Annotated in this window: 14 protein-coding genes; 8 read left to right on the forward strand and 6 right to left on the reverse strand. The window is 72.8% G+C overall.

The features are described 5' to 3' along the window. Positions 1-121: 121 nt before the first annotated feature. The gene (locus tag CTE05_RS00675) at positions 122-1,549 is read left to right on the forward strand and encodes a PspC domain-containing protein (RefSeq protein ID WP_186814685.1); all 1,428 of its coding nucleotides are present in this window, start codon (positions 122-124) and stop codon (positions 1,547-1,549) included. Continuing rightward, positions 1,549-2,190 (forward strand): hypothetical protein, encoded by a 642-nt coding sequence (locus CTE05_RS00680; protein WP_146844213.1) that lies wholly within the window; start codon positions 1,549-1,551, stop codon positions 2,188-2,190. The genes CTE05_RS00675 and CTE05_RS00680 overlap by 1 nt, the downstream gene beginning before the upstream one ends. Positions 2,191-2,262: 72 nt before the next feature. Here the strand turns inward: CTE05_RS00680 and CTE05_RS00685 are convergent, their stop codons facing one another. From CTE05_RS00685 to guaA, 4 genes are all read right to left on the reverse strand, one after another. Beyond that, entirely contained in the window at positions 2,263-2,835 is a 573-nt protein-coding gene (locus CTE05_RS00685; protein ID WP_307724275.1) for an aromatic ring-opening dioxygenase LigA, read from the reverse strand. Positions 2,836-2,974: 139 nt separating this feature from the next. Further along, positions 2,975-4,114 carry a glycosyltransferase family 4 protein gene (locus tag CTE05_RS00690; protein WP_146844214.1) on the reverse strand — a complete coding sequence of 380 codons (1,140 nt, stop codon included), beginning with the start codon at positions 4,112-4,114 and terminating at the stop codon, positions 2,975-2,977. 51 nt (positions 4,115-4,165) lie between these two features. Then, positions 4,166-4,558, reverse strand: a complete 393-nt coding sequence (locus CTE05_RS00695; RefSeq protein WP_246123174.1) for a DUF3817 domain-containing protein — start codon at positions 4,556-4,558, stop codon at positions 4,166-4,168. Positions 4,559-4,565: 7 nt separating this feature from the next. Then, the gene (guaA, locus tag CTE05_RS00700) at positions 4,566-6,170 is read right to left on the reverse strand and encodes a glutamine-hydrolyzing GMP synthase (RefSeq protein WP_146844215.1); all 1,605 of its coding nucleotides are present in this window, start codon (positions 6,168-6,170) and stop codon (positions 4,566-4,568) included. 88 nt (positions 6,171-6,258) lie between these two features. Here guaA and CTE05_RS00705 point away from each other — a divergent pair, with 88 nt between their 5' ends. From CTE05_RS00705 to arfB, 3 genes are read left to right on the forward strand one after another with little or no spacing between them, the layout of a single operon-like run. Further along, positions 6,259-8,079 carry an ABC transporter ATP-binding protein gene (locus CTE05_RS00705; RefSeq protein WP_146844216.1) on the forward strand — a complete coding sequence of 607 codons (1,821 nt, stop codon included), beginning with the start codon at positions 6,259-6,261 and terminating at the stop codon, positions 8,077-8,079. Then, positions 8,076-9,809 (forward strand): ABC transporter ATP-binding protein, encoded by a 1,734-nt coding sequence (locus tag CTE05_RS00710; protein ID WP_146844217.1) that lies wholly within the window; start codon positions 8,076-8,078, stop codon positions 9,807-9,809. The genes CTE05_RS00705 and CTE05_RS00710 overlap by 4 nt, the downstream gene beginning before the upstream one ends. Before the next feature lies 1 nt (position 9,810). Next, positions 9,811-10,239 (forward strand): alternative ribosome rescue aminoacyl-tRNA hydrolase ArfB, encoded by a 429-nt coding sequence (gene arfB, locus CTE05_RS00715; protein WP_146844218.1) that lies wholly within the window; start codon positions 9,811-9,813, stop codon positions 10,237-10,239. Positions 10,240-10,254: 15 nt separating this feature from the next. Here arfB and CTE05_RS00720 read toward each other — a convergent pair whose 3' ends face one another. Then, positions 10,255-11,160 carry an SURF1 family protein gene (locus CTE05_RS00720; RefSeq protein WP_246123175.1) on the reverse strand — a complete coding sequence of 302 codons (906 nt, stop codon included), beginning with the start codon at positions 11,158-11,160 and terminating at the stop codon, positions 10,255-10,257. A gap of 279 nt (positions 11,161-11,439) precedes the next feature. Here CTE05_RS00720 and CTE05_RS00725 point away from each other — a divergent pair, with 279 nt between their 5' ends. From CTE05_RS00725 to CTE05_RS00735, 3 genes are all read left to right on the forward strand, one after another. Then, on the forward strand, positions 11,440-13,917 hold the full coding sequence (locus CTE05_RS00725; RefSeq protein WP_146844219.1) for a phosphoketolase family protein: 2,478 nt from the start codon (positions 11,440-11,442) through the stop codon (positions 13,915-13,917). Between the two features lie 81 nt (positions 13,918-13,998). Further along, positions 13,999-16,071: a phosphate acetyltransferase gene (gene pta / locus CTE05_RS00730; RefSeq protein ID WP_146844220.1), complete on the forward strand. Its 2,073-nt coding sequence runs from the start codon at positions 13,999-14,001 to the stop codon at positions 16,069-16,071. After that, positions 16,068-17,363 (forward strand): acetate/propionate family kinase, encoded by a 1,296-nt coding sequence (locus tag CTE05_RS00735; protein ID WP_146844221.1) that lies wholly within the window; start codon positions 16,068-16,070, stop codon positions 17,361-17,363. Before pta ends, CTE05_RS00735 begins: the two co-directional genes overlap by 4 nt. A gap of 158 nt (positions 17,364-17,521) precedes the next feature. On the opposite strand, the gene CTE05_RS00740 is transcribed toward CTE05_RS00735, so the two are convergent. Next, complete coding sequence (locus CTE05_RS00740; protein WP_146844222.1) at positions 17,522-19,153, reverse strand: succinic semialdehyde dehydrogenase; 1,632 nt, start codon at positions 19,151-19,153, stop codon at positions 17,522-17,524. Between the last annotated feature and the right edge of the window lie 30 nt (positions 19,154-19,183).

Raw genomic sequence — 19,183 nt, forward strand, 5'->3', positions numbered from 1 at the left:
TGCCCTGAGCCGTTCCGGGGTCGCGTCCGGGGTCGGTTCAGGGGTGCCGCGCACCAGGTTCAGGGTGAGGTCAGGGGACCACCCGATGCCGCGCGCTGGCCGCGAGCGTCAGGATCGAGACATGGACACGACCACCCCGACCGGCCCTGCCGGACCCGACCCGGCGCCGGGCAGCTCCGCACCGGACCCGACCCCGACGCCGGGGAACGCGCCGAACAGCTTCTTCGCCGCGGTGCGCCGCCTCGCGATCACCCGCTCCGACGACCGCTGGATCGGCGGCGTCAGCGGCGGCCTCGGAGACCGGTTCGGCATCGACCCGCTGCTGGTGCGCGGCATCTTCTTCGCGACGCTCCTGCTCGGCGGGCTCGGGCTCGTCGCGTACGGCGTCGCGTGGGCACTGCTGCCCGAGCGTCGCGACGGCCGCATCCACCTCGAGGAGATGATCCAGGGCCGCTTCGACATCGCCCTGCTGGGCGCGCTGACGTTCGTCATCGTCGGCTTCGGCCGCGGCGACAACTGGTTCTTCTTCTGGGCCCCGCCCGAGTGGGTCCAGGCCATCCTCTGGGTGTCCTTCATCGGCGGCGTCGTGATGCTGATCGCCATCGTCTCCAACCAGGCCTCGAAGCCGCGACCGCCGAGCGCCCCGTACGCGCCTCCGGCGACGTACCCGGCGGCGACGTACCCCGCGGCGACCTACCCGGCCGCGACGTACCCCACCGCGCCCGCCAGCTCCTCGGTCCCCGCCTACGGCGTCCCGCCCGTGCAGCCCGCCCCGCCGGTCGGGGACACCCCGCCCGCGCCCCCGGCGTGGTCGGCCTCGTACGCTCCCGCGCCGCCCGCCCCCGCACCGCGACCGGTGCACCAGCGGCCCGTGACCCCGCCGCGTCCCCGCACCCCGGGTGCCGGGGTCGGCACGGTCGGCGTGGTCGTCGCGCTGAGCCTGCTCAGCCTCGCGGTCCTGCTCGTCGCGGAACGCCAGGGCGAATTCACCGGACCCGTCGGCCTGACGGCGCTCGGCATCGGGATCGTGCTCTGCGGCCTGGGCATCATCGTCTCCGGCTTGCGTGGCCGGACCAGCGGTGGCCTCGGCGGGCTCGCCGTGGTCGGCATCCTCGTCGCGGTGCCCGTCGGTGCCGTGCAGAACGCCACGTGGGTCTGGTCGGGCGACTCGCAGCACGACTTCTCCGCCGACGGCACCGTCGTCGTGACCGACCGCACCGACGCCGAGAACGGCTGGTCGGTGGGCTTCGGGGACGTCACGATCGACCTCACCGGGGTGCCCATGACCTCCGAGACCCTCGAGGTCCCCATCTCGCTCGCGGCCGGTGACCTCACGGTCGTCGTCCCCAGCGACGCCAGCATCTCCGCCGACGTCGACGCCGGCGCCGGCACCGTGCGCTGGGACGTCGACGGGGAGACCAAGAGCGTGGACGGCGTCGGCCTGAGCCCTCGCACCTTCACCGCCGGCGCCATCGACGACGACGGACCCCAGCTCGCGCTGCAGGTCCAGATCGGCGCCGGCGACGTCTCGATCATCGAGGAGAACTGATGTCCACCGAGAAGACCCCGCGCGACGCCGACGAGACGCTCGCCCTGCCGGTGACCAACCCGGAGCCCACGACGGACACGTCGACCGACGACGACACCACCGTGATCGCCGCCGACGACACCGCGGTGCTCCCGACCGACGCCGACACCACCGTGATCGCCGCGGACGACACCGCGGTGCTCCCGACCAACGCCGAGCCGACCGCACCGCACGTCGAGGACACCGCGGTGCTCGCGACCGAGGAGTCCGAGCCGCGCGTCGACGAGACGCGAGCGCTGCCGGCGGCGGACGAGTCCCGCCCGTACCCGAGCACCTCGGCGTGGTCGACGCCGGAGGAGCCCGCCGCGTACACGTCGCCCATCGGGGCGCTCTACACGCCGACCGACCGGGTCGCACCCGACCCGGTCACCGATCCCGCCCCCGTCGTGGAGCCGGCACCGGCGGACCCGCCCCGCCGCCGGCTCCGCGTCGGGACCGTGGTCTGGGGCCTGGTCATCGCCGCGATCGGCGTCGGCCTGCTCGCGTGGGCGGCCGGCTTCGCGATCGACCTCCAGCTGGCGATGATCGTGCTGCTCGCGGTCGCCGGCACGTCGCTGCTGGTCGGCTCGATCGTCAGCGGAGCCCGCGCCGCCCGCCGCTGACCGGCCTCAGACGCACGACGTCCGAGCGGGGACGGCTTCGGAGCCGTCGCCGCTCGGACGTCGTCGTGCAGGTCAGGCCTTCGGGCCCGTGGGGGCCGGTGGTGGCGTCGTCGACGAGGTCGGTGCCGGCGGCGCGGTCGGCCTCCCGGCAGGGACCGGGTCCGGGTAGCTCGACGACCCGCCGGACGCCGTGGCCGACGAGATCACGGCACCGCCGGCGGCGGCCGCCTTGCGCAGGGCCCACCCGATGAGGATGAACACCACGCCGATGCCCACCACGAGCAGCGCGACCCCGAACGCGACCACGGACGTGAACAGCGAGGCCCGCAGGAACGACGCCGTCATGACGGTCTGCCGGGTCGGGTCGTCCTGGTCGAGCTCGGCGTAGGTCTTGCCGTCCGAGGCCTCCAGCGCGTGCGTGTTGATGATGTCGGCCTGGAACCAGGCCTCCCACGGCGTGTCGACCAGCTGGCCGCCGAACGCCTGGGCGTCGTCCGAGACGGTGATCTTCTCGGCGGCGAGGTTGCTGGCAACCGCCCCCCAGGTCACACCACCGGCGATGATGAAGATGATCCCGAAGATGATCGTCAGCAGCCCCAGAACGCGGACCGTCTTCGAGCTCCCCGTGGTCGTGGTCGTCGTCATGTCTCCCCTTCCGAACCCCAACGGACGGGTCCGAACCCCCTGGACCCGGATAGGCCGCGAGCGACCCATGACAAAGCGTCCAACAGCACGACTGTAGTGGGATCTGACCTGGACGAATACGGCGAATCGCCGGGAGTCGTCAGACGCGGGCGAGGTCCCGCGCGCGGCCGTACTCCGCCTCGGCGGCAGCCAGCACGTCCTCCCAGCCGAACCGCGGTCGCACGACGCTGTTGTGCGCGAGCATCCCGTCGAGCAGCCGGCCGTCGCGCGCGAGCTGGACGACGGCCTCGGTCATCTCCGCGTCGTCGGACACGAGCAGACCGTCGATGCCGTCCTCGACGAACTCGGCGATGCCCGTGCCGCGCCGGGCGACGATCGCGAGCCCTGCGGTGCGGGCCTCGAGCGCGGCGATGCCGAACGCCTCGAGCTCGGCCGGGGCGAGGAACACGTCGGCCTCCGCGTACGCGGCGCGCACCTGCGGCCGGGTCAGCCGGCCGCGCAGGTCCACCACGTGCTGCAGGCCCTGACCCGCCACGGCGGACCTCACCCTGGCCTGCGCGGGTCCGGATCCGATGACGGTCAGCCGCAGCCTGTCCGGCGGCAGCCGCCGGGCGGCCTGGCCGACGAGCTCGATCAGCGGGACGGCGCGCTTGCGGGGCGCCAGGCGCATCGTCGACACGAGCCGCAGCGGCCCACGCTCGCCGGGACGACCCCGCCCCTCGGGGAGGGTGGTCGGCGCCCAGAGGTCGAGGTCGATCCCGTTCGGCATCACGGACACCTCGGTGCCGAACACGTCCTGCACGCGTGCCGCGGCCGCGTGGCTCACCGCGCTCAGGGCGGCCGGCGTCCGCTGCCAGCGGGTGCGCTGCACGAGCGTCCGCAGGGTGCCGACGACGCCGTCGAGCATGCAGTGCCAGGTGATCGCCGTGGGCAGGCCCGCGTCGAGCGCGGTCCGGGCACCGTCGTACGCGAACGGCGAGAGCACCCCGGCGTGCACGTGGACGACGTCGGGCCGCAGGTCGTCGAACGCCGACCGCATCAGCCGCGGGCCGACGGGGTTCACCGGGAGGTCGAAGGGGATCCTGGCCCCGAGGCGGTGGACGTGCACCCCGTCCTCCAGGTCGACGACTCCCCCGCGCTCGCCGCCGACGCCCAGGGTGGCCGTCAGCACGTGCACCTCGTGCCCGGCGGCGACCTGGCGCGCGGCGAGGTCACCCACCTGGGACTCGATCCCGCCGGTGCGTGGTGCGTAGCAGTCGGAGACGTGGACGATCAGCACGGGGTCACCGTATCCGCGCGAACCGGACGACCGTTCACGATCCCGCCCACATCACCCGCGTGCGCCCCCGGCAGCCTCGATGCGCGCGAGCGCCTGGGCGTGCACCGTGCGCTCCAGCACGAACGACATGACGGGGACGACGCCGGCCGCGGCCATCGTCGCGAGCCGCCCGAGCCGCCACCGCATCTTCGACCAGAGGTCGAAGACCGTCACGAGGTAGACGACGTAGATCCAGCCGTGCGCGTACGCGATCCAGGCGCCGATCACCGGGTTCGGCGTGCCTGCGGCGTCGACGCCGTTCGCGTGGAACACGTACTTGAGGACCAGCTCGACGCACAGCAGGACCAGCAGCGTGCCGGTGATCCACGCCATCACGCGGTAGCGCAGCGTGGCGCCCCGGGCCTTGCGCACCCAGGGGTCGACGCTCGTGGTGGTGTCGCTCACGGTCTCTTCACTCCCACTCGATCGTGCCCGGGGGCTTGCTGGTGACGTCGAGGACGACCCGGTTGACCTCGGGCACCTCGTTGGTGATGCGCGTCGAGATGACGGCCAGCACGTCGTACGGCAGGCGGGTCCAGTCGGCGGTCATCGCGTCCTCGGAGGACACGGGCCGCAGCACGACGGGATGCCCGTACGTCCGGCCGTCGCCCTGCACGCCCACCGACCGCACGTCCGCGAGCAGCACCACCGGGCACTGCCAGATGTCCCGGTCCAGGCCGGCGCGGGTCAGCTCCTCGCGGGCGATCACGTCGGCGGCGCGCAGGATGTCGAGCCGCTCGGCCGTGACCTCGCCGATGATCCGGATGCCGAGGCCGGGACCCGGGAACGGCTGTCGCCAGACGATGCCCTCGGGGACGCCCAGCTCCAGCCCGACCGCGCGGACCTCGTCCTTGAACAGGGTGCGCAACGGCTCGACCAGCTCGAACTGCAGGTCGTCGGGGAGCCCGCCGACGTTGTGGTGGGACTTGATGTTCGCTGCACCCTCGCCGCCACCGGACTCGACGACGTCCGGGTAGAGGGTGCCCTGGACGAGGAACTTCACAGGGTGGGCGGAGGCGTCGGAGTGCCCTGCGTCGTCGATGACCTCCCGCGCAGCGTCCTCGAACACCCGGATGAACTCGCGGCCGATGATCTTGCGCTTGGTCTCGGGGTCGGTGTGCCCGGCGAGCGCGCGCAGGAACCGCTCGCGGGCGTCGACGACCTTGAGCTGCACGCCCGTCGCGGCGACGAAGTCCTTCTCGACCTGCTCGGCCTCCCCCGACCGCAGCAGGCCGTGGTCGACGAACACGCAGGTCAGCTGGCTGCCGACGGCCTTCTGCACGAGCGCCGCGGCGACCGAGGAGTCGACCCCGCCGGACAGCCCGCAGATCACCCGGGCGTCGCCGACCTGCGCGCGGATCTTCTCGACCTGCTCCGCGACGACGTTGCCGGCGTTCCAGTCGGGGGTCAGCCCGGCGCCCTCGTAGAGGAAGTTCTCGAGGGCCTTCTGGCCGAGCGGGGAGTGCTTGACCTCGGGGTGCCACTGCACGCCGAACAGGCGACGGGTGCGGTCCTCGAAGGCCGCGACCGGGCTGCCGGACGACGTCGCGAGGACCTCGAAGCCCTCGGGCGCGGCGTGCACCGCGTCCCCGTGGCTCATCCACACGGTCTGCGAGGCCGGGCTGCCCGACAGGACCGTGCCGGCCGAGGTGACCTCGACCGCCGTGCCGCCGTACTCGCGCTGGCCGGTCTGGGCGACCGTGCCGCCGAGCGCAGCGGCCATCGCCTGGAACCCGTAGCAGATGCCGAGCACGGGGACCCCGGCCTCGAACAGCGCCGGGTCGACGAACGGGGCACCCGTCGCGTAGACCGACGACGGGCCGCCGGACAGGATGATCGCGGCCGGGTCCTTGGCCAGCAGGTCCGCGACGGACGCGGTGTGCGGGACGATCTCGGAGTAGACGTTGGCCTCGCGGACCCGTCGAGCGATCAGCTGCGCATACTGCGCGCCGAAGTCGACGACCAGGACGGGGCGGTGGGCGGCGGTGGCGGGAGCGGTCTCCGGCGTCTGCGTCACGCCCTCAGGGTAGTCGGCGCGGGGGCGTGACCCGTCCCACCACAAACAGCTCGATCGGTGTCAGTACCGCCCCGTAACGTTGCTCCTCGTGCGTTCTCTCCCCCTCGACGACCCCGGCACCCCGCCTCTGAGCGGGCCCGTCGCGCTGCTCTGGTGGCTGGCCGGTCGGCAGTGGGGCATCCTCCTCGCGGCCGTCGGCCTCGGCATCCTGCAGTTCGCTGCCCAGGCGTTCACCCCGTTCGTCGTCGGCCGCGCGGTCGACGACGGGCTGGAGTCCGGATTCGGTCCGGACCTCTGGCGCGCGTGCGGCACCCTGCTGGCGCTCGGCGCGGTCATCATCACGACGTCGGCCATCGGCCACCGGTACGACGTGAACAACTGGCTGCGTGCGGCGTTCACGTCGTCGCAGCTGGTCGGCCGGACCGTCGCCCGGTCGGGCCACACGATCACCAAGGAGCTGCCGACGGGTGAGGTCGTCTCGGCCGTCGCCAACGACGCGCTGCGCATCGGTGAGGTCTTCGCGCTCGCCGCCCACTTCCTCGGCAGCCTGGTCGCGTACGGCATCGTCGCGGTGCTGATGCTCCGCGTGTCGGTCCCGCTGGGCCTCGTGGTCGTCCTGGGCCTGCCGACGGTCGCCGCGATCCTCGGGCTGCTCGTCAAGCCGCTGTCCCGCCGGCAGTCGGCACAGCGCGAGGCGTCGGGCCGCCTGACCACGCTCGGCTCCGACACCGTCTCCGGCCTGCGCATCCTGCGCGGCATCGGCGGCGAGGAGGTCTTCACCGGCCGCTACCGCGCGCAGTCGCAGGAGACGCGTCGCCGCGGGGTCGAGGTGGCCCGGACGCAGTCGGTGCTCGACGCGCTCCAGGTCCTGCTGCCCGGCGCGTTCGTGGTCACGCTCATCTGGCTCGGCGCCCACATGGCCCTGGCGGGCACCATCACACCCGGCCAGCTGGTCTCCACGTACGGGTTCGCGGCGTTCCTGTCGTGGCCGGTCCAGAACGCCACCCAGATGCTCCAGGCGGCGACGCGCGCCCACATCGGCGCGACCAAGGTGGTCAAGGTCCTGCAGGTCGTCCCGGCGACGGGCGCGACGCCCGGTACGGCCACCGCCCCGCCGCCGCACGTGGCGCTGGTCGACGAGGTCAGCGGGCTGCACCTGGAGCCGGGTCGGGTGGTCGCGCTGGTCAGCGCCGACCCCGACGAGTCGGCGCGCATCGCCACGCGGCTCGGCCGGTTCGACGACGAGGCCGAGAAGGACACCCCGGTGCGCCTCGGCGGCGTGCTGCTGTCCGACCTCGACAAGGACCTCGTGCGGGAGCGGATCGTCGTGGCGGAGGCCACCCCGCACCTGTTCTCCGGGCTGCTGGAGGAGGAGCTCGACGTGCGCGGCTCGGCCACCGAGGACGACCTGCTGCGCGCCATCGCGATGGCCGACGCCCAGGACGTGCTCGACTCGGTGCCCGACGGTCTCGCCGGCGAGCTGCCCGAGAAGGGCCGCTCGCTGTCCGGCGGCCAGCGCCAGCGTGTCGCCCTCGCGCGGGCGCTGCTCATCGACCCGGAGATCCTCGTCCTGGTGGAGCCGACCAGCGCGGTCGACGCCCACACCGAGGCCCGGATCGCCGCGCGGCTCGCCGACGTCCGGCGCGGTCGCACGACGCTCGTGGTCACCGCCAGCCCGCTGGTCCTGGACCACGTCGACGAGGTCGCGTTCGTGCAGGACGGCGTCGTGCGCGCCCGCGCCAACCACGACGAGCTGCTCACCCACGGCGCCGACGACCTCGAGGTCGCGCTCGCCTACCGGGCCGTCGTGGGGCGGCACATGGACGAGGAGCCCGTCGAGGACCTGGCGGACGACGAGCGGTTGCACGAGGAACTGATGGCCGAGCAGCAGAGCGGAGGACAGTCATGAAGCTCCCCATCGCCGACACGGCGACGGTCCGGGCGTACACGGGCGTCCTCTTCCGCAAGCACCGGCGCCCGCTGGTCCTCATCGCGGTCCTGCACACGCTCGCCGCGACCGCGGGGCTGGCGGGTCCGTGGCTGCTCGGCATGCTCGTCGACGCCGTCACCGACGGCACCACCGCGGGGTACATCAACACCCTGATCGCCGTCGGCGCGGTCGCCGTCCTCGCGCAGACCGTGCTCATCCGGTTCGCGCAGCGGGCGTCGATGGTGTTCGGCGAGGAGGTGTTCGCCGAGCTGCGCGAGGAGTTCATCGAGAAGGTCACGGCCCTGCCGCTGTCCGTCGTCGAGCGGGCCGGTACGGGCGACCTCGTGGCGCGCACGACGAACGACGTCAACAAGCTGCAGCACGCGGTGCGCTTCGGCGTCCCGCGCGTGATCGTCGCCGTGGTCACCATCTCGCTGACGATCGTCGCGTGCCTGGTGCTGTCGCCGGTGGTGTCGCTCGCCATGTTCATCGGCGTGCCCACGCTGCTGCTGGTCGTGCGCTGGTACCTCAAGCGCGCGACGCCGGCCTACCAGCGCGAGTCGGCCGCGTACGCGGTGCTCAACGGGACGATCACGGAGTCCGTGGAGGGTGCTCGCACCGTCGACGCGCTCCGGCTCGGCCGGCGCCGGATGGGCCGAGTCGACGCCGACCTGCGGGAGGCGTTCGAGGCCGAGAAGGTCACGCTGCGCCTGCGCACGATCCTGTTCCCGGGCATCGACGCGACGTTCGTCCTGGCCCCCGCCGCCGTGCTGCTCTGGGGCGGGTACCTCGCCTCGGAGGGCTACGTGACGGTCGGCGCGGTCACCACGATCGTGCTGTACACGTACCAGATCACCGGCCCGGTGTGGGAGCTGATCTTCTGGGTCGACGAGATCCAGGTGGCGGCCACCTCGCTCGCCCGCATCGTGGGCGTGCAGCTGGTCGAGCCCGACCGCGAGTCGCGCCCGGGCACCCCGGTCGACGAGGACATCGCCTCCCGAGGTCTGACGTACGCGTACCGCGAGGGTCACAACGTGCTGCACGGGATCGACCTCGACCTGGCCGCCGGCGAGCGGCTGGCGGTGGTCGGACCGTCCGGTGCAGGCAAGTCGACGCTCGGGCGGATGCTCGCGGGCATCCACCCGCCCACCGACGGCACGGTCACGGTCGGCGGCGTCCCGCTGGTCGACCTGCCGCTGGAGGAGCTGCGCAGGCACGTCGCCCTGGTCACCCAGGAGCACCACGTGTTCGTCGGGTCGGTCGCCGACAACCTGCGCCTGGCGCAGGTGGACGCCGACGCGGCCGCGCTCGAGCGCGCGCTGCGGGCGGTCGACGCGTGGGAGTGGGTGCAGGCGCTGCCGGACGGCCTGGAGACCGAGGTCGGCTCGGGCGGTGCCTCGCTCACGCCTGCGCAGGCCCAGCAGATCGCGCTGGCCCGGCTGGTCCTGCTCGACCCGCACACGCTGGTGCTCGACGAGGCCACCTCGCTGCTCGACCCGCGAGCGGCCCGGCACCTGGAGCGCTCGCTGTCGGCGGTGCTGTCGGGGCGGACCGTGGTCGCGATCGCCCACCGCCTGCACACCGCGCACGACGCGGACCGGGTGGCGGTGGTCGACGGCGGCCGGATCACGGAGATCGGCCCGCACGACGAGCTGGTCGCCGCCGGCGGCGACTACGCGGCGCTGTGGCACTCGTGGCAGCACGACTGACATGACCGGTCCCCTGGTGCTGCGCGGGGGTGTCGTCGTTCCCGACGACGCCCTCGCGTGGCGCTTCTCGCGCTCCAGCGGCCCGGGCGGTCAGTCCGTGAACACGACCGACTCCCGCGTCGAGCTCACGGTCGACCTCGCGCGGGTCCCGTGGACCAGCCCGACGCAGCAGGACCGGGTCATGGAGCGCCTCGCGAGCCGCCTGCGCGGCTCGCTGCTCACGCTCAGCGCCCAGGAGTACCGGTCCCAGCTGCGCAACCGCGAGGCCGCGCTCGCCCGCGTGCACGCGCTGCTCGACGACGCGCTCGCTCCCCCGGGACCGACGCGCCGCGCCACCCGGCCGAGCCGGGGGTCGCAGGTGCGCCGCGTGCAGGGCGAGCAGAAGCGCCGCGCGGTCAAGGAGCTGCGGCGTCGTCCTCCGCTGGGCTGATCCGAGAGCGGGGCGTCAGGCCGGCGGGGCGCTCTCGTCGGGACCCGGCGCCGGCTGCGACCCGCGGGCCTCGTCGCGGACCAGGCGGAGCCAGAGCAGCACGGCGAACGCGCCGAAGATCCACCACTGGGCGGCGTACGCGAGGTTCTGGAGGTTCAGTCCCGCGCCGGGCATGGTCGGCGGATCCAGCAGCGCGACCGAGCCGGACTGCGCCGGGTCCGACGACGCGACCACGAGGTACCCGGTGTAGATCGGCCCGCCCCAGGAGTTCAGCAGCTCGGCGGAGCTGATCGCGTCGGTCTGCCCGTCGGCGACCCCGGTGCCGGCCTGCTCGGACGCCTGCAGGTACCCGGTCACGTCCACGGTCCCGGCGGGAGGCGCGTCGGCGTCGGCGGGAGTCGCGACCCAGCCGCGCACGACCGGGAGGACGGCGCCGTCGGTCGTGGTCAGCGGGGTCAGGACGAGCAGGCCCGTGGTGCCGTCGTGCGCGCGGCCGGTCACCAGCAGCTGGCCGCCCGCGTCGTACGTCCCGGTCACCGCGACCTTGCGGCCGACGAGCTCGCCGGTGAACGTGGTCTGCGGGACGAGCACGTCGTCGATCGGGACGGCGTCGACGGCGACGAGCTCCGCGGTGCGCCGTTCTGCCGCGGCGGCGCCGTGCACCTGAGCGCGGTCCAGCTGCCACGCCCCGAGCCGGGCGCACAGGGCAGCGGCGGCGAGCAGCAGGACGAGCAGGACGATCATCCGAGGGCGCACGGCCGCGCGGAGCATCGTGGTCGGCGGTCGGCGCTCGGACTGCTCCCAGGCGGGACGAGCGTGCACCGGGTCCGGCGCGTCGACCGCGGGCGGCGGGTCCGGGTGGCCGCGCCCGGGTCCCGCTGCACGCTCGCGCGCGACGGTTGCGGGGCTCGGCTCGGTCACGCCTCACGGTACCTCGCAGCGCGCGGCCCGTCGGAACGCTCCGGAGCCCTCGCGAGCGCGCACAACCCCGCTGACCTGCGCAGCGACCTCTCGCGGACGCCCCCCGACGTTCGTGGTGCGTTCGCCCACACCTCCTGCGCCGAGGCGCGGAGTGCGGTTGTATGACATGTGGGCCCGTCGCACGCGACACAGGACCAACGACCCTCGTCCGGGACGTGCGCCCGACGGAAGGCTGACACCGCGCCGGTGGCACGCCGGAACGACGACTGGGGAGCGCGCATGAGCACGACGACGTCGGCACGGAGCACGTGGCAGACCGGGAGCGGCACGGTGGTCGACGCCGAGACCGTGGCCCGCATCGACAAGTGGTGGCGCGCCGCCAACTACCTGTCGGTGGGCCAGATCTACCTCCTGGACAACCCGCTCCTGCGGGAGCCCCTCACGCGCGACCACGTCAAGCCGCGGCTCCTCGGCCACTGGGGCACGACGCCCGGGCTCAACTTCCTGTACGCCCACCTGAACCGGGCGATCATCGAGCGCGAGCAGTCGACCATCTACGTGACCGGACCGGGTCACGGCGGACCGGGGCTCGTCGCGAGCGCCTACCTCGACGGCACGTACTCGGAGTTCTACTCGGACATCACCGAGGACACCGAGGGCGTCCGCCGGCTGTTCCGGCAGTTCTCGTTCCCGGGTGGCATCCCGAGCCACGTCGCGCCCGAGACGCCGGGGTCGATCCACGAGGGCGGCGAGCTGGGCTACGCGCTGAGCCACGCGTACGGTGCCGCGTTCGACAACCCCGACCTGCTCGTCGCGACCGTCATCGGCGACGGCGAGGCGGAGACCGGGCCGCTGGCGACGAGCTGGCACTCGAACAAGTTCGTCAACGTCGAGAACGACGGCGTCGTGCTGCCGATCCTGCACCTCAACGGGTACAAGATCGCCAACCCGACGGTGCTGGCGCGCATCCCCGACGAGGAGCTCGAGTCGCTCATGGTGGGCTACGGGCACAAGCCGCACATGTTCGTCGCCGGCTTCGACGACGAGTCGCACGAGGACATCCACCGCCGGTTCGCGACGCTGCTGGACGAGGTGCTCGACGAGATCGCGGAGATCAAGCGCAGCGCGCACGCGGGCAACGAGCAGCGCCCGCAGTGGCCGATGATCGTGTTCCGCACCCCCAAGGGGTGGACCGGGCCGGACTACATCGACGGCAAGAAGACCACCGGCTCGTGGCGGGCGCACCAGGTGCCGCTCGCCAACGCGCGGGACACCCCGGAGCACCTCGACGTCCTGCGGCAGTGGCTCGAGTCGTACCGGGTCGACGAGCTGTTCGACGAGAACGGCCGGCTGCACGACGACGTCCGCGCGCTCGCCCCGAGGGGTGCCCTGCGGATGAGCGACAACCCGCACGCCAACGGCGGGGTGCTCCTCAAGGACCTGCGCCTGCCGGACTTCCGCGAGTACGCGGTGGACGTGCCGGTGCCGGGCGGCTCGATCAGCGAGGCCCCGCGCGTGCTGGGCGACTGGCTCACCGACGTCATCCGCCTCAACCCGGACAACTTCCGGATCTTCGGCCCGGACGAGACGGCGTCGAACCGCCTGCAGTCCGTGTTCCAGACGACGGACAAGCAGTGGAACGCGGAGTTCTTCGGCGCCGACGTCGACGAGCACCTGGCGCGCGCCGGCCGCGTGCTGGAGATGCTCAGCGAGCACCAGTGCCAGGGGTGGCTCGAGGGCTACCTGCTCACCGGGCGGCACGGCCTGTTCAACTGCTACGAGGCGTTCATCCACATCATCGACTCGATGTTCAACCAGCACGCCAAGTGGCTGAAGGTCACCAACGACATCCCGTGGCGCCGCCCGATCGCGAGCCTCAACTACCTGCTGTCCAGCCACGTCTGGCGCCAGGACCACAACGGCTTCAGCCACCAGGACCCGGGGTTCATCGACCACGTGGTCAACAAGAAGGCCGAGGTCGTCCGCGTCTACCTGCCGCCGGACGCCAACACCCTGCTCTCGACGTACGACCACTGCCTGCGCAGCCGGCAGTACGTCAACGTGGTCGTGGCGGGCAAGCAGCCGGCGCCGAACTTCCTGACCATGGACCAGGCGATCGCGCACTGCACGCGCGGTCTGGGCATCTGGGACTGGGCGGGCTCGGAGGTGCCCGGCGAGAAGCCGGACGTCGTGCTCGGAGCAGCGGGTGACGTGCCGACGCTCGAGGTGCTCGCGGCGGCGGACATCCTGCGTCGCGAGCTGCCCGACCTCAAGGTCCGGGTCATCAACGTGGTCGACCTCATGCGTCTGCAGGACGCGCGGGAGCACCCGCACGGGCTGACGGACAAGCAGTTCGACGGGCTGTTCACCGAGGACCGGCCGGTGATCTTCGCGTACCACGGGTACCCGTGGCTCATCCACCGGCTGACGTACCGCCGCCACGGCCACAGCAACATCCACGTGCGCGGGTACAAGGAGGAGGGCACGACGACGACCCCGTTCGACATGGTCATGCTCAACGACCTCGACCGGTTCCACCTCGTCATCGACGTCATCGACAACGTGCCGTCGCTCGGCAGCTCGCAGGCCAACCTGCGCCAGAAGATGGTCGACGAGCGCCTCCGTGCCCGCGAGTACACCCGCGCGTTCGGCGACGACCTGCCCGAGGTCCGGGACTGGGTGTGGCCCGACGCGCAGGACGAGTCCGACTCGGGTCAGGTGGCGGCGACGCTGTCGACCGGCGGAGACAACGAGTAGTCCCAGCCGTCCGTGGGGCGGGCGCCGCTGCCCGCCCCACGGTCCCGCACCATCGCTCAACCCGCATCGGAGACGCCCACCGTGGCCCGCAGCATCTACGTCACGTCCCCCGAGGGGGACTCCGGCAAGTCCATGGTCGCGCTCGGCCTGGTGGACCTGCTGGCCCGCACGGTCCAGCGGGTCGGGGTGTTCCGCCCGGTCGCCCGGTCCACGGACGTCCGCGACTACGTGCTCGAGCTCCTGCTCCACCACGACGGCGTCGACCTCACGTACGACGAGTGCGTCGGGGTGACGTACGAGCAGGTGCTCGACGACCCGGAGGCCGCGCTCGCGCAGATCGTGTCCCGGTACCACGACGTCGAGCGGCGCTGCGACGCGGTCGTCGTGGTCGGCACCGACTACACCGACGTCGCCGGCCCCACCGAGCTGGCGTACAACGCCCGCATCGCCGCCAACCTGGGCGCACCGGTGGTGCTCGTCATCAACGGCAGCCACCGCAAGCCCGCCGTGGTCGCGCAGGTGGCCGACGTGGTGGTCACGGAGATGCACGCCAACCACGCCCAGGTGGTCTCCGTCGTGGCCAACCGGTGCGCCCCCGGCTCGGTCAGCGGGGTCCGCGACGCGCTGCGCGACGGCACCGGGCTCCCCGCGTGGGCGGTCCCGGAGAACCCGCTGCTCACCGCCCCGACCGTCCGGCAGCTGTCGGAGGCGGTGCGCGGGACGCTCATCGCGGGCGACGAGGACCTGCTCTCGCGCGAGGTGCTCGACGTCATCGTCGGCGCGATGTCCGTGGAGCACCTGCTGGGCAAGCTCACCGACGGGTCGGTCGTGATCACGCCGGGCGACCGGTCGGACGTCCTGCTGGGACTGCTCATGGCGCACCAGGCCGACGGGTTCCCGTCGCTCGCGGGGATCATCCTCAACGGGGGGTTCCGCCCGGCGCCGCTCATCACCCGCCTGGTGACCGGGCTCGGGAGCAGGCTGCCGATCCTGTCCACCGAGCTGGGCACCTTCCGGTCGGCGAGCGCCGTCGGCGACACGCACGGGCGCCTGACCGCGGACTCGCAGCGCAAGGTGGACACCGCGCTGTCCCTGTTCGAGCAGCACGTCGACGGCACCGCCCTCCTGGCTGCGCTCGACGTGGAGCGGCCCGAGGTGGTCACGCCGCTCATGTTCGAGTTCGCGCTGCTGGACCGGGCACGGTCCGACCGTCAGCACATCGTGCTCCCCGAGGGCAGCGACGACCGGATCCTGCGGGCGGCGTCGACCCTGCTGCAGCGCGGGGTCGCGGACCTCACGATCCTCGGCGACGAGCAGGCGATCCGCGCCCGCGCCACGGAGCTGGGCCTCGACCTCGACGCGGCCGCGATCATCGACCCCCACGACGGCGAGCTGCTCGAACGGTTCGCCGTCGAGTACACCGAGATGCGCAAGCACAAGGGCATGACGGTGGACCGGGCGCGGGAGATCGTCTCGTCGGTGTCCTACTTCGGCACGATGATGGTGCAGCTCGGGCTGGCCGACGGCATGGTCTCCGGCGCGGCGCACACCACCGCGCACACCATCAAGCCGTCGTTCGAGATCATCAAGACCACCCCCGGCGTCGGCAGCGTGTCGAGCGCGTTCCTCATGTGCCTGGAGGACCGCGTGCTCGTCTACGCCGACTGTGCGGTCATCCCGGACCCGACGGCGGAGCAGCTGGCGGACATCGCGATCTCGTCGGCGGGGACCGCCCAGCAGTTCGGCATCGAGCCGCGCATCGCGATGCTGTCCTACTCCACGGGCGAGTCCGGCTCGGGCGCGGACGTCGAGAAGGTCCGCACGGCCACGGCCCTGGTCCGCGAGCGCCGGCCGGACCTGTCGGTCGAGGGGCCGATCCAGTACGACGCCGCCGTCGACGCCTCCGTGGCCAAGACCAAGATGCCGGACTCGGCGGTGGCCGGACGCGCGACGGTGTTCGTCTTCCCCGACCTGAACACCGGCAACAACACCTACAAGGCCGTGCAGCGCTCCGCGGGTGCCGTCGCCATCGGCCCCGTCCTGCAGGGGCTGCGCAAGCCGGTCAACGACCTGTCCCGCGGCGCGCTGGTGCAGGACATCGTCAACACCGTCGCGATCACGGCGATCCAGGCGCAAGCGGAGGACCCCTCATGAGCCCCGTCTCCCAGCCGACCCCCGGATCGGCCCACGGGGCGCACGGCAGCGTGCTCGTCGTGAACTCGGGCTCGTCGTCGATCAAGTACCAGCTGGTCAACCCCGTCGGCGGCGAGGCGATCGCGTCGGGGATCGTCGAGCGGATCGGCGAGGACGAGGGCTCGGTCCGGCACACGTACGGCGGCAACACGACGACGCGCACGGACCCGGTCCCCGACCACGGCGCCGGCCTGCGGGCGGTGCTCGCGCTGTTCGAGGAGGTCGGCCCGGACCTCGCGCAGGCGCACGTGGTGGCGGTCGGTCACCGGGTGGTGCACGGCGGGGCGGTCTTCGGCGCGCCCGTGGTGGTCGACGACGAGATCGTCGCCCAGATCGACGCCCTGTCGCCGTTGGCGCCCCTGCACAACCCGCCGAACCTCACGGGCATCCAGGTGGCTCGCGAGCTGCTGCCGGACGTGCCGCACGTCGTGGTGTTCGACACCGCGTTCTTCCGCACCCTGCCCGAGGCTGCCGCCACGTATGCGATAGACCGGGAGGTCGCTCGCGAGCACGGGGTGCGCCGGTACGGGTTCCACGGGACGTCGCACCAGTACGTCTCCGGCAAGGTCGCCCGCGTGCTCGGGCGCCGGCTCGAGGACATCAACCAGATCGTGCTGCACCTGGGCAACGGGGCGTCCGCGTCGGCGGTCCGCGGCGGGGTCGCGGTCGAGACGTCGATGGGCATGACCCCGCTGGAGGGCCTGGTCATGGGCACGCGGTCCGGCGACATCGACCCTGCGGTGCTCATCCACCTGCAGCGCAACGCGGGGCTGTCGGTCGACGACGTCGACGACCTGCTCAACCGCCGCTCCGGGCTCAAGGGGCTGGCGGGCGAGAACGACTTCCGCGAGCTGCACACCCTGGTGGACTCGGGCGACGAGGACGCGTCGCTGGCGCTCGACGTCTACCTGCACCGGCTCCGCAAGTACGTCGGCGCCTACTACGCGGTGCTCGGCCGCGTGGACGTCATCACGTTCACGGCGGGCGTCGGCGAGAACGACCCCGTGGTCCGCGCACGCGCGCTCGAAGGGCTGGAGCCGCTGGGCATCGCGGTGGACCCGGAGCGCAACGCCGGCCGCAAGAAGGAGCCGACGATCATCTCCCCGGACTGGACCAGCACGCTGGTGATGGTCGTCCCCACCAACGAGGAGCTGGCGATCGCCCGGCAGGCGATCGCCACGATCGAGGCGGCCGGTTACGAGGGCACGAGCGACGAGTCCGACCCCGCCCCGGCGGCAACGGGCCACGCCTGAGGCCCACGCGCACGCTCACGCCAGCACGTCATGGTTACCGCTGCACGCACGAGGAGCAGCACTCATCGCGTGCTCGACGTCGAGCGGGCCAGTCGGACGAGTCATGAGTGTCGCCGCCGCCACGGGGAGCAGCACTCAGGGCGTGCTCGCGCGCGTTGCTACGGGAGGCGGAGGCGTTTCATCGTGCGCAGCACCTCCGTGTAGACGCGGGGCCAGGTGTCCGTGCCCAGGTCGAACAGGCGGTGCAGGCCCACGCCGGGGGCGCCCAGGACGCCGTGCGCGCCGTGCTGGACCGCGACCGTCTGGACGCGCGTCGTCTCCCAGAGGCCCTCGCGTCCGTGGCGACTGCCGATGCCCGACGCGCCGATGCCGCCCTGCGGCGCACCGACCGACCCCCAGGTCGCCACGTAGCCCTCGTTGACGTTCACCGTCCCGGCGCGGACCCGGGCGGCGATCGCGGCGCCGCGGCGGGTGTCCGCCGTCCAGACGCTCGCGTTCAGGCCGAGGTCGCTGTCATTCATCGCCGCGACCGCCTCGTCGTCGGAGGCCACCCGGTAGATGCTCACGACGGGACCGAACGTCTCCTCGCGCACCAGCCGGGCCTCGTCGGGCACGTCGGTCAGGATGGTCGGCTCGTAGAACCACGGCCCGAGGTCGGTGCGGTGGACGGCGCCGGTGAGCACCGTCGCGCCGTGCCCGACGGCGTCCTCGACGTGCTCGACGACGGTGGCCAGCTGAGCCGCGGACGTCAGCGAGCCCATGTCCGAGCGGTAGTCGAGCCCGGACCCGAGGCGCACCTCGCGGGTCCGCCGGACGAACGCCTCGATGAACTCCTCGGCCACGTCCTCGTGCACGTAGATCCGCTCGATGCTCACGCAGACCTGACCTGCGCCGACGAAGCACGCCCGGACGGCACCCTCGGCGGCGACCTCGACGTCGACGTCCTCCGCGACGTACATCGGGTTCTTGCCACCCAGCTCGAGGGTGACCGGCACCAGCCGCTCCCCCGCCTGCGCGGCGACGACCCGACCGGTGCGGGTGGACCCGGTGAAGCTCACGTGGTCGACGTGCTCGACGACGGCGGACCCGATCGTCGGGCCGTCGCCGACGACCACCTGCAGGAGCCCGTCGGGGAGCCCGGCCTCCTCCATCAGCTCCGCCGCCCACAGCGACGTCAGGGCGGTCTGCGGGTCGGGCCGCAGGAGGACGGCGTTGCCGGCCACCAGCGCGGGCAGCACGTCACCGAGCGTGAGGGCGAGCGGGAAGTTCCAGGGCGCGACGATCCCGACGACTCCGACGGGGTGCCGCAGCACGCGCACGCTCGTCAGCCCGGGCAGCAGGCCAGGCACGCGGCGGGGCGCGAGGTAGCGACCGGCGCGTGCGGCGTAGTGCCGCGCGACCAGGGCGATGTCGCAGACCTCCTCGAACGCCGAGACGCGGGCCTTGCCCGACTCCAGCTGGATGAGGTCGAGCACGTCGCTCTGGCGTTCGAGCACGAGGTCGTGCACGCGGGACAGGACCGCCGTCCGGTCGCGCAACGGTCGGGCCGCCCAGAGCCGCTGCGCCGCGCGAGCGCTCTTCGCGGCCCGCGCCACGTCGTCACGCGTGGACAGCGGGACCGCGGCGATCGGGCTGCCCGTGAACGGGGCGTGGGACGTGAACGTCCCCGCGCCGGGTGACGACACCACCCGGCGCAGCAGCGGTCGGACGTCGTCCGGCTCGAGCACGTACGTCGCGAGCGGGTCGGTCTCGGGGTCGTGGAGCTCGATGTGTCCCGGGTCGTGGGCCATAACCGCGAGAGTACGCGCGCGACCGCAGAA

It is taken from the genome of Cellulomonas terrae, assembly GCF_007990265.1.
GTDB lineage: Bacteria > Actinomycetota > Actinomycetes > Actinomycetales > Cellulomonadaceae > Cellulomonas > Cellulomonas terrae.

Coding starts and splice junctions, on each gene's coding strand:
- CTE05_RS00675 (WP_186814685.1), top strand. CDS start 122: ATGGACACGACCACCCCGACCGGCCCTGCCGGACCCGACCCGGCGCCG.
- CTE05_RS00680 (WP_146844213.1), top strand. CDS start 1,549: ATGTCCACCGAGAAGACCCCGCGCGACGCCGACGAGACGCTCGCCCTG.
- CTE05_RS00685 (WP_307724275.1), bottom strand. CDS start 2,835: ATGACGACGACCACGACCACGGGGAGCTCGAAGACGGTCCGCGTTCTG.
- CTE05_RS00710 (WP_146844217.1), top strand. CDS start 8,076: ATGAAGCTCCCCATCGCCGACACGGCGACGGTCCGGGCGTACACGGGC.
- arfB (WP_146844218.1), top strand. CDS start 9,811: ATGACCGGTCCCCTGGTGCTGCGCGGGGGTGTCGTCGTTCCCGACGAC.
- CTE05_RS00725 (WP_146844219.1), top strand. CDS start 11,440: ATGAGCACGACGACGTCGGCACGGAGCACGTGGCAGACCGGGAGCGGC.
- CTE05_RS00735 (WP_146844221.1), top strand. CDS start 16,068: ATGAGCCCCGTCTCCCAGCCGACCCCCGGATCGGCCCACGGGGCGCAC.
- CTE05_RS00740 (WP_146844222.1), bottom strand. CDS start 19,153: ATGGCCCACGACCCGGGACACATCGAGCTCCACGACCCCGAGACCGAC.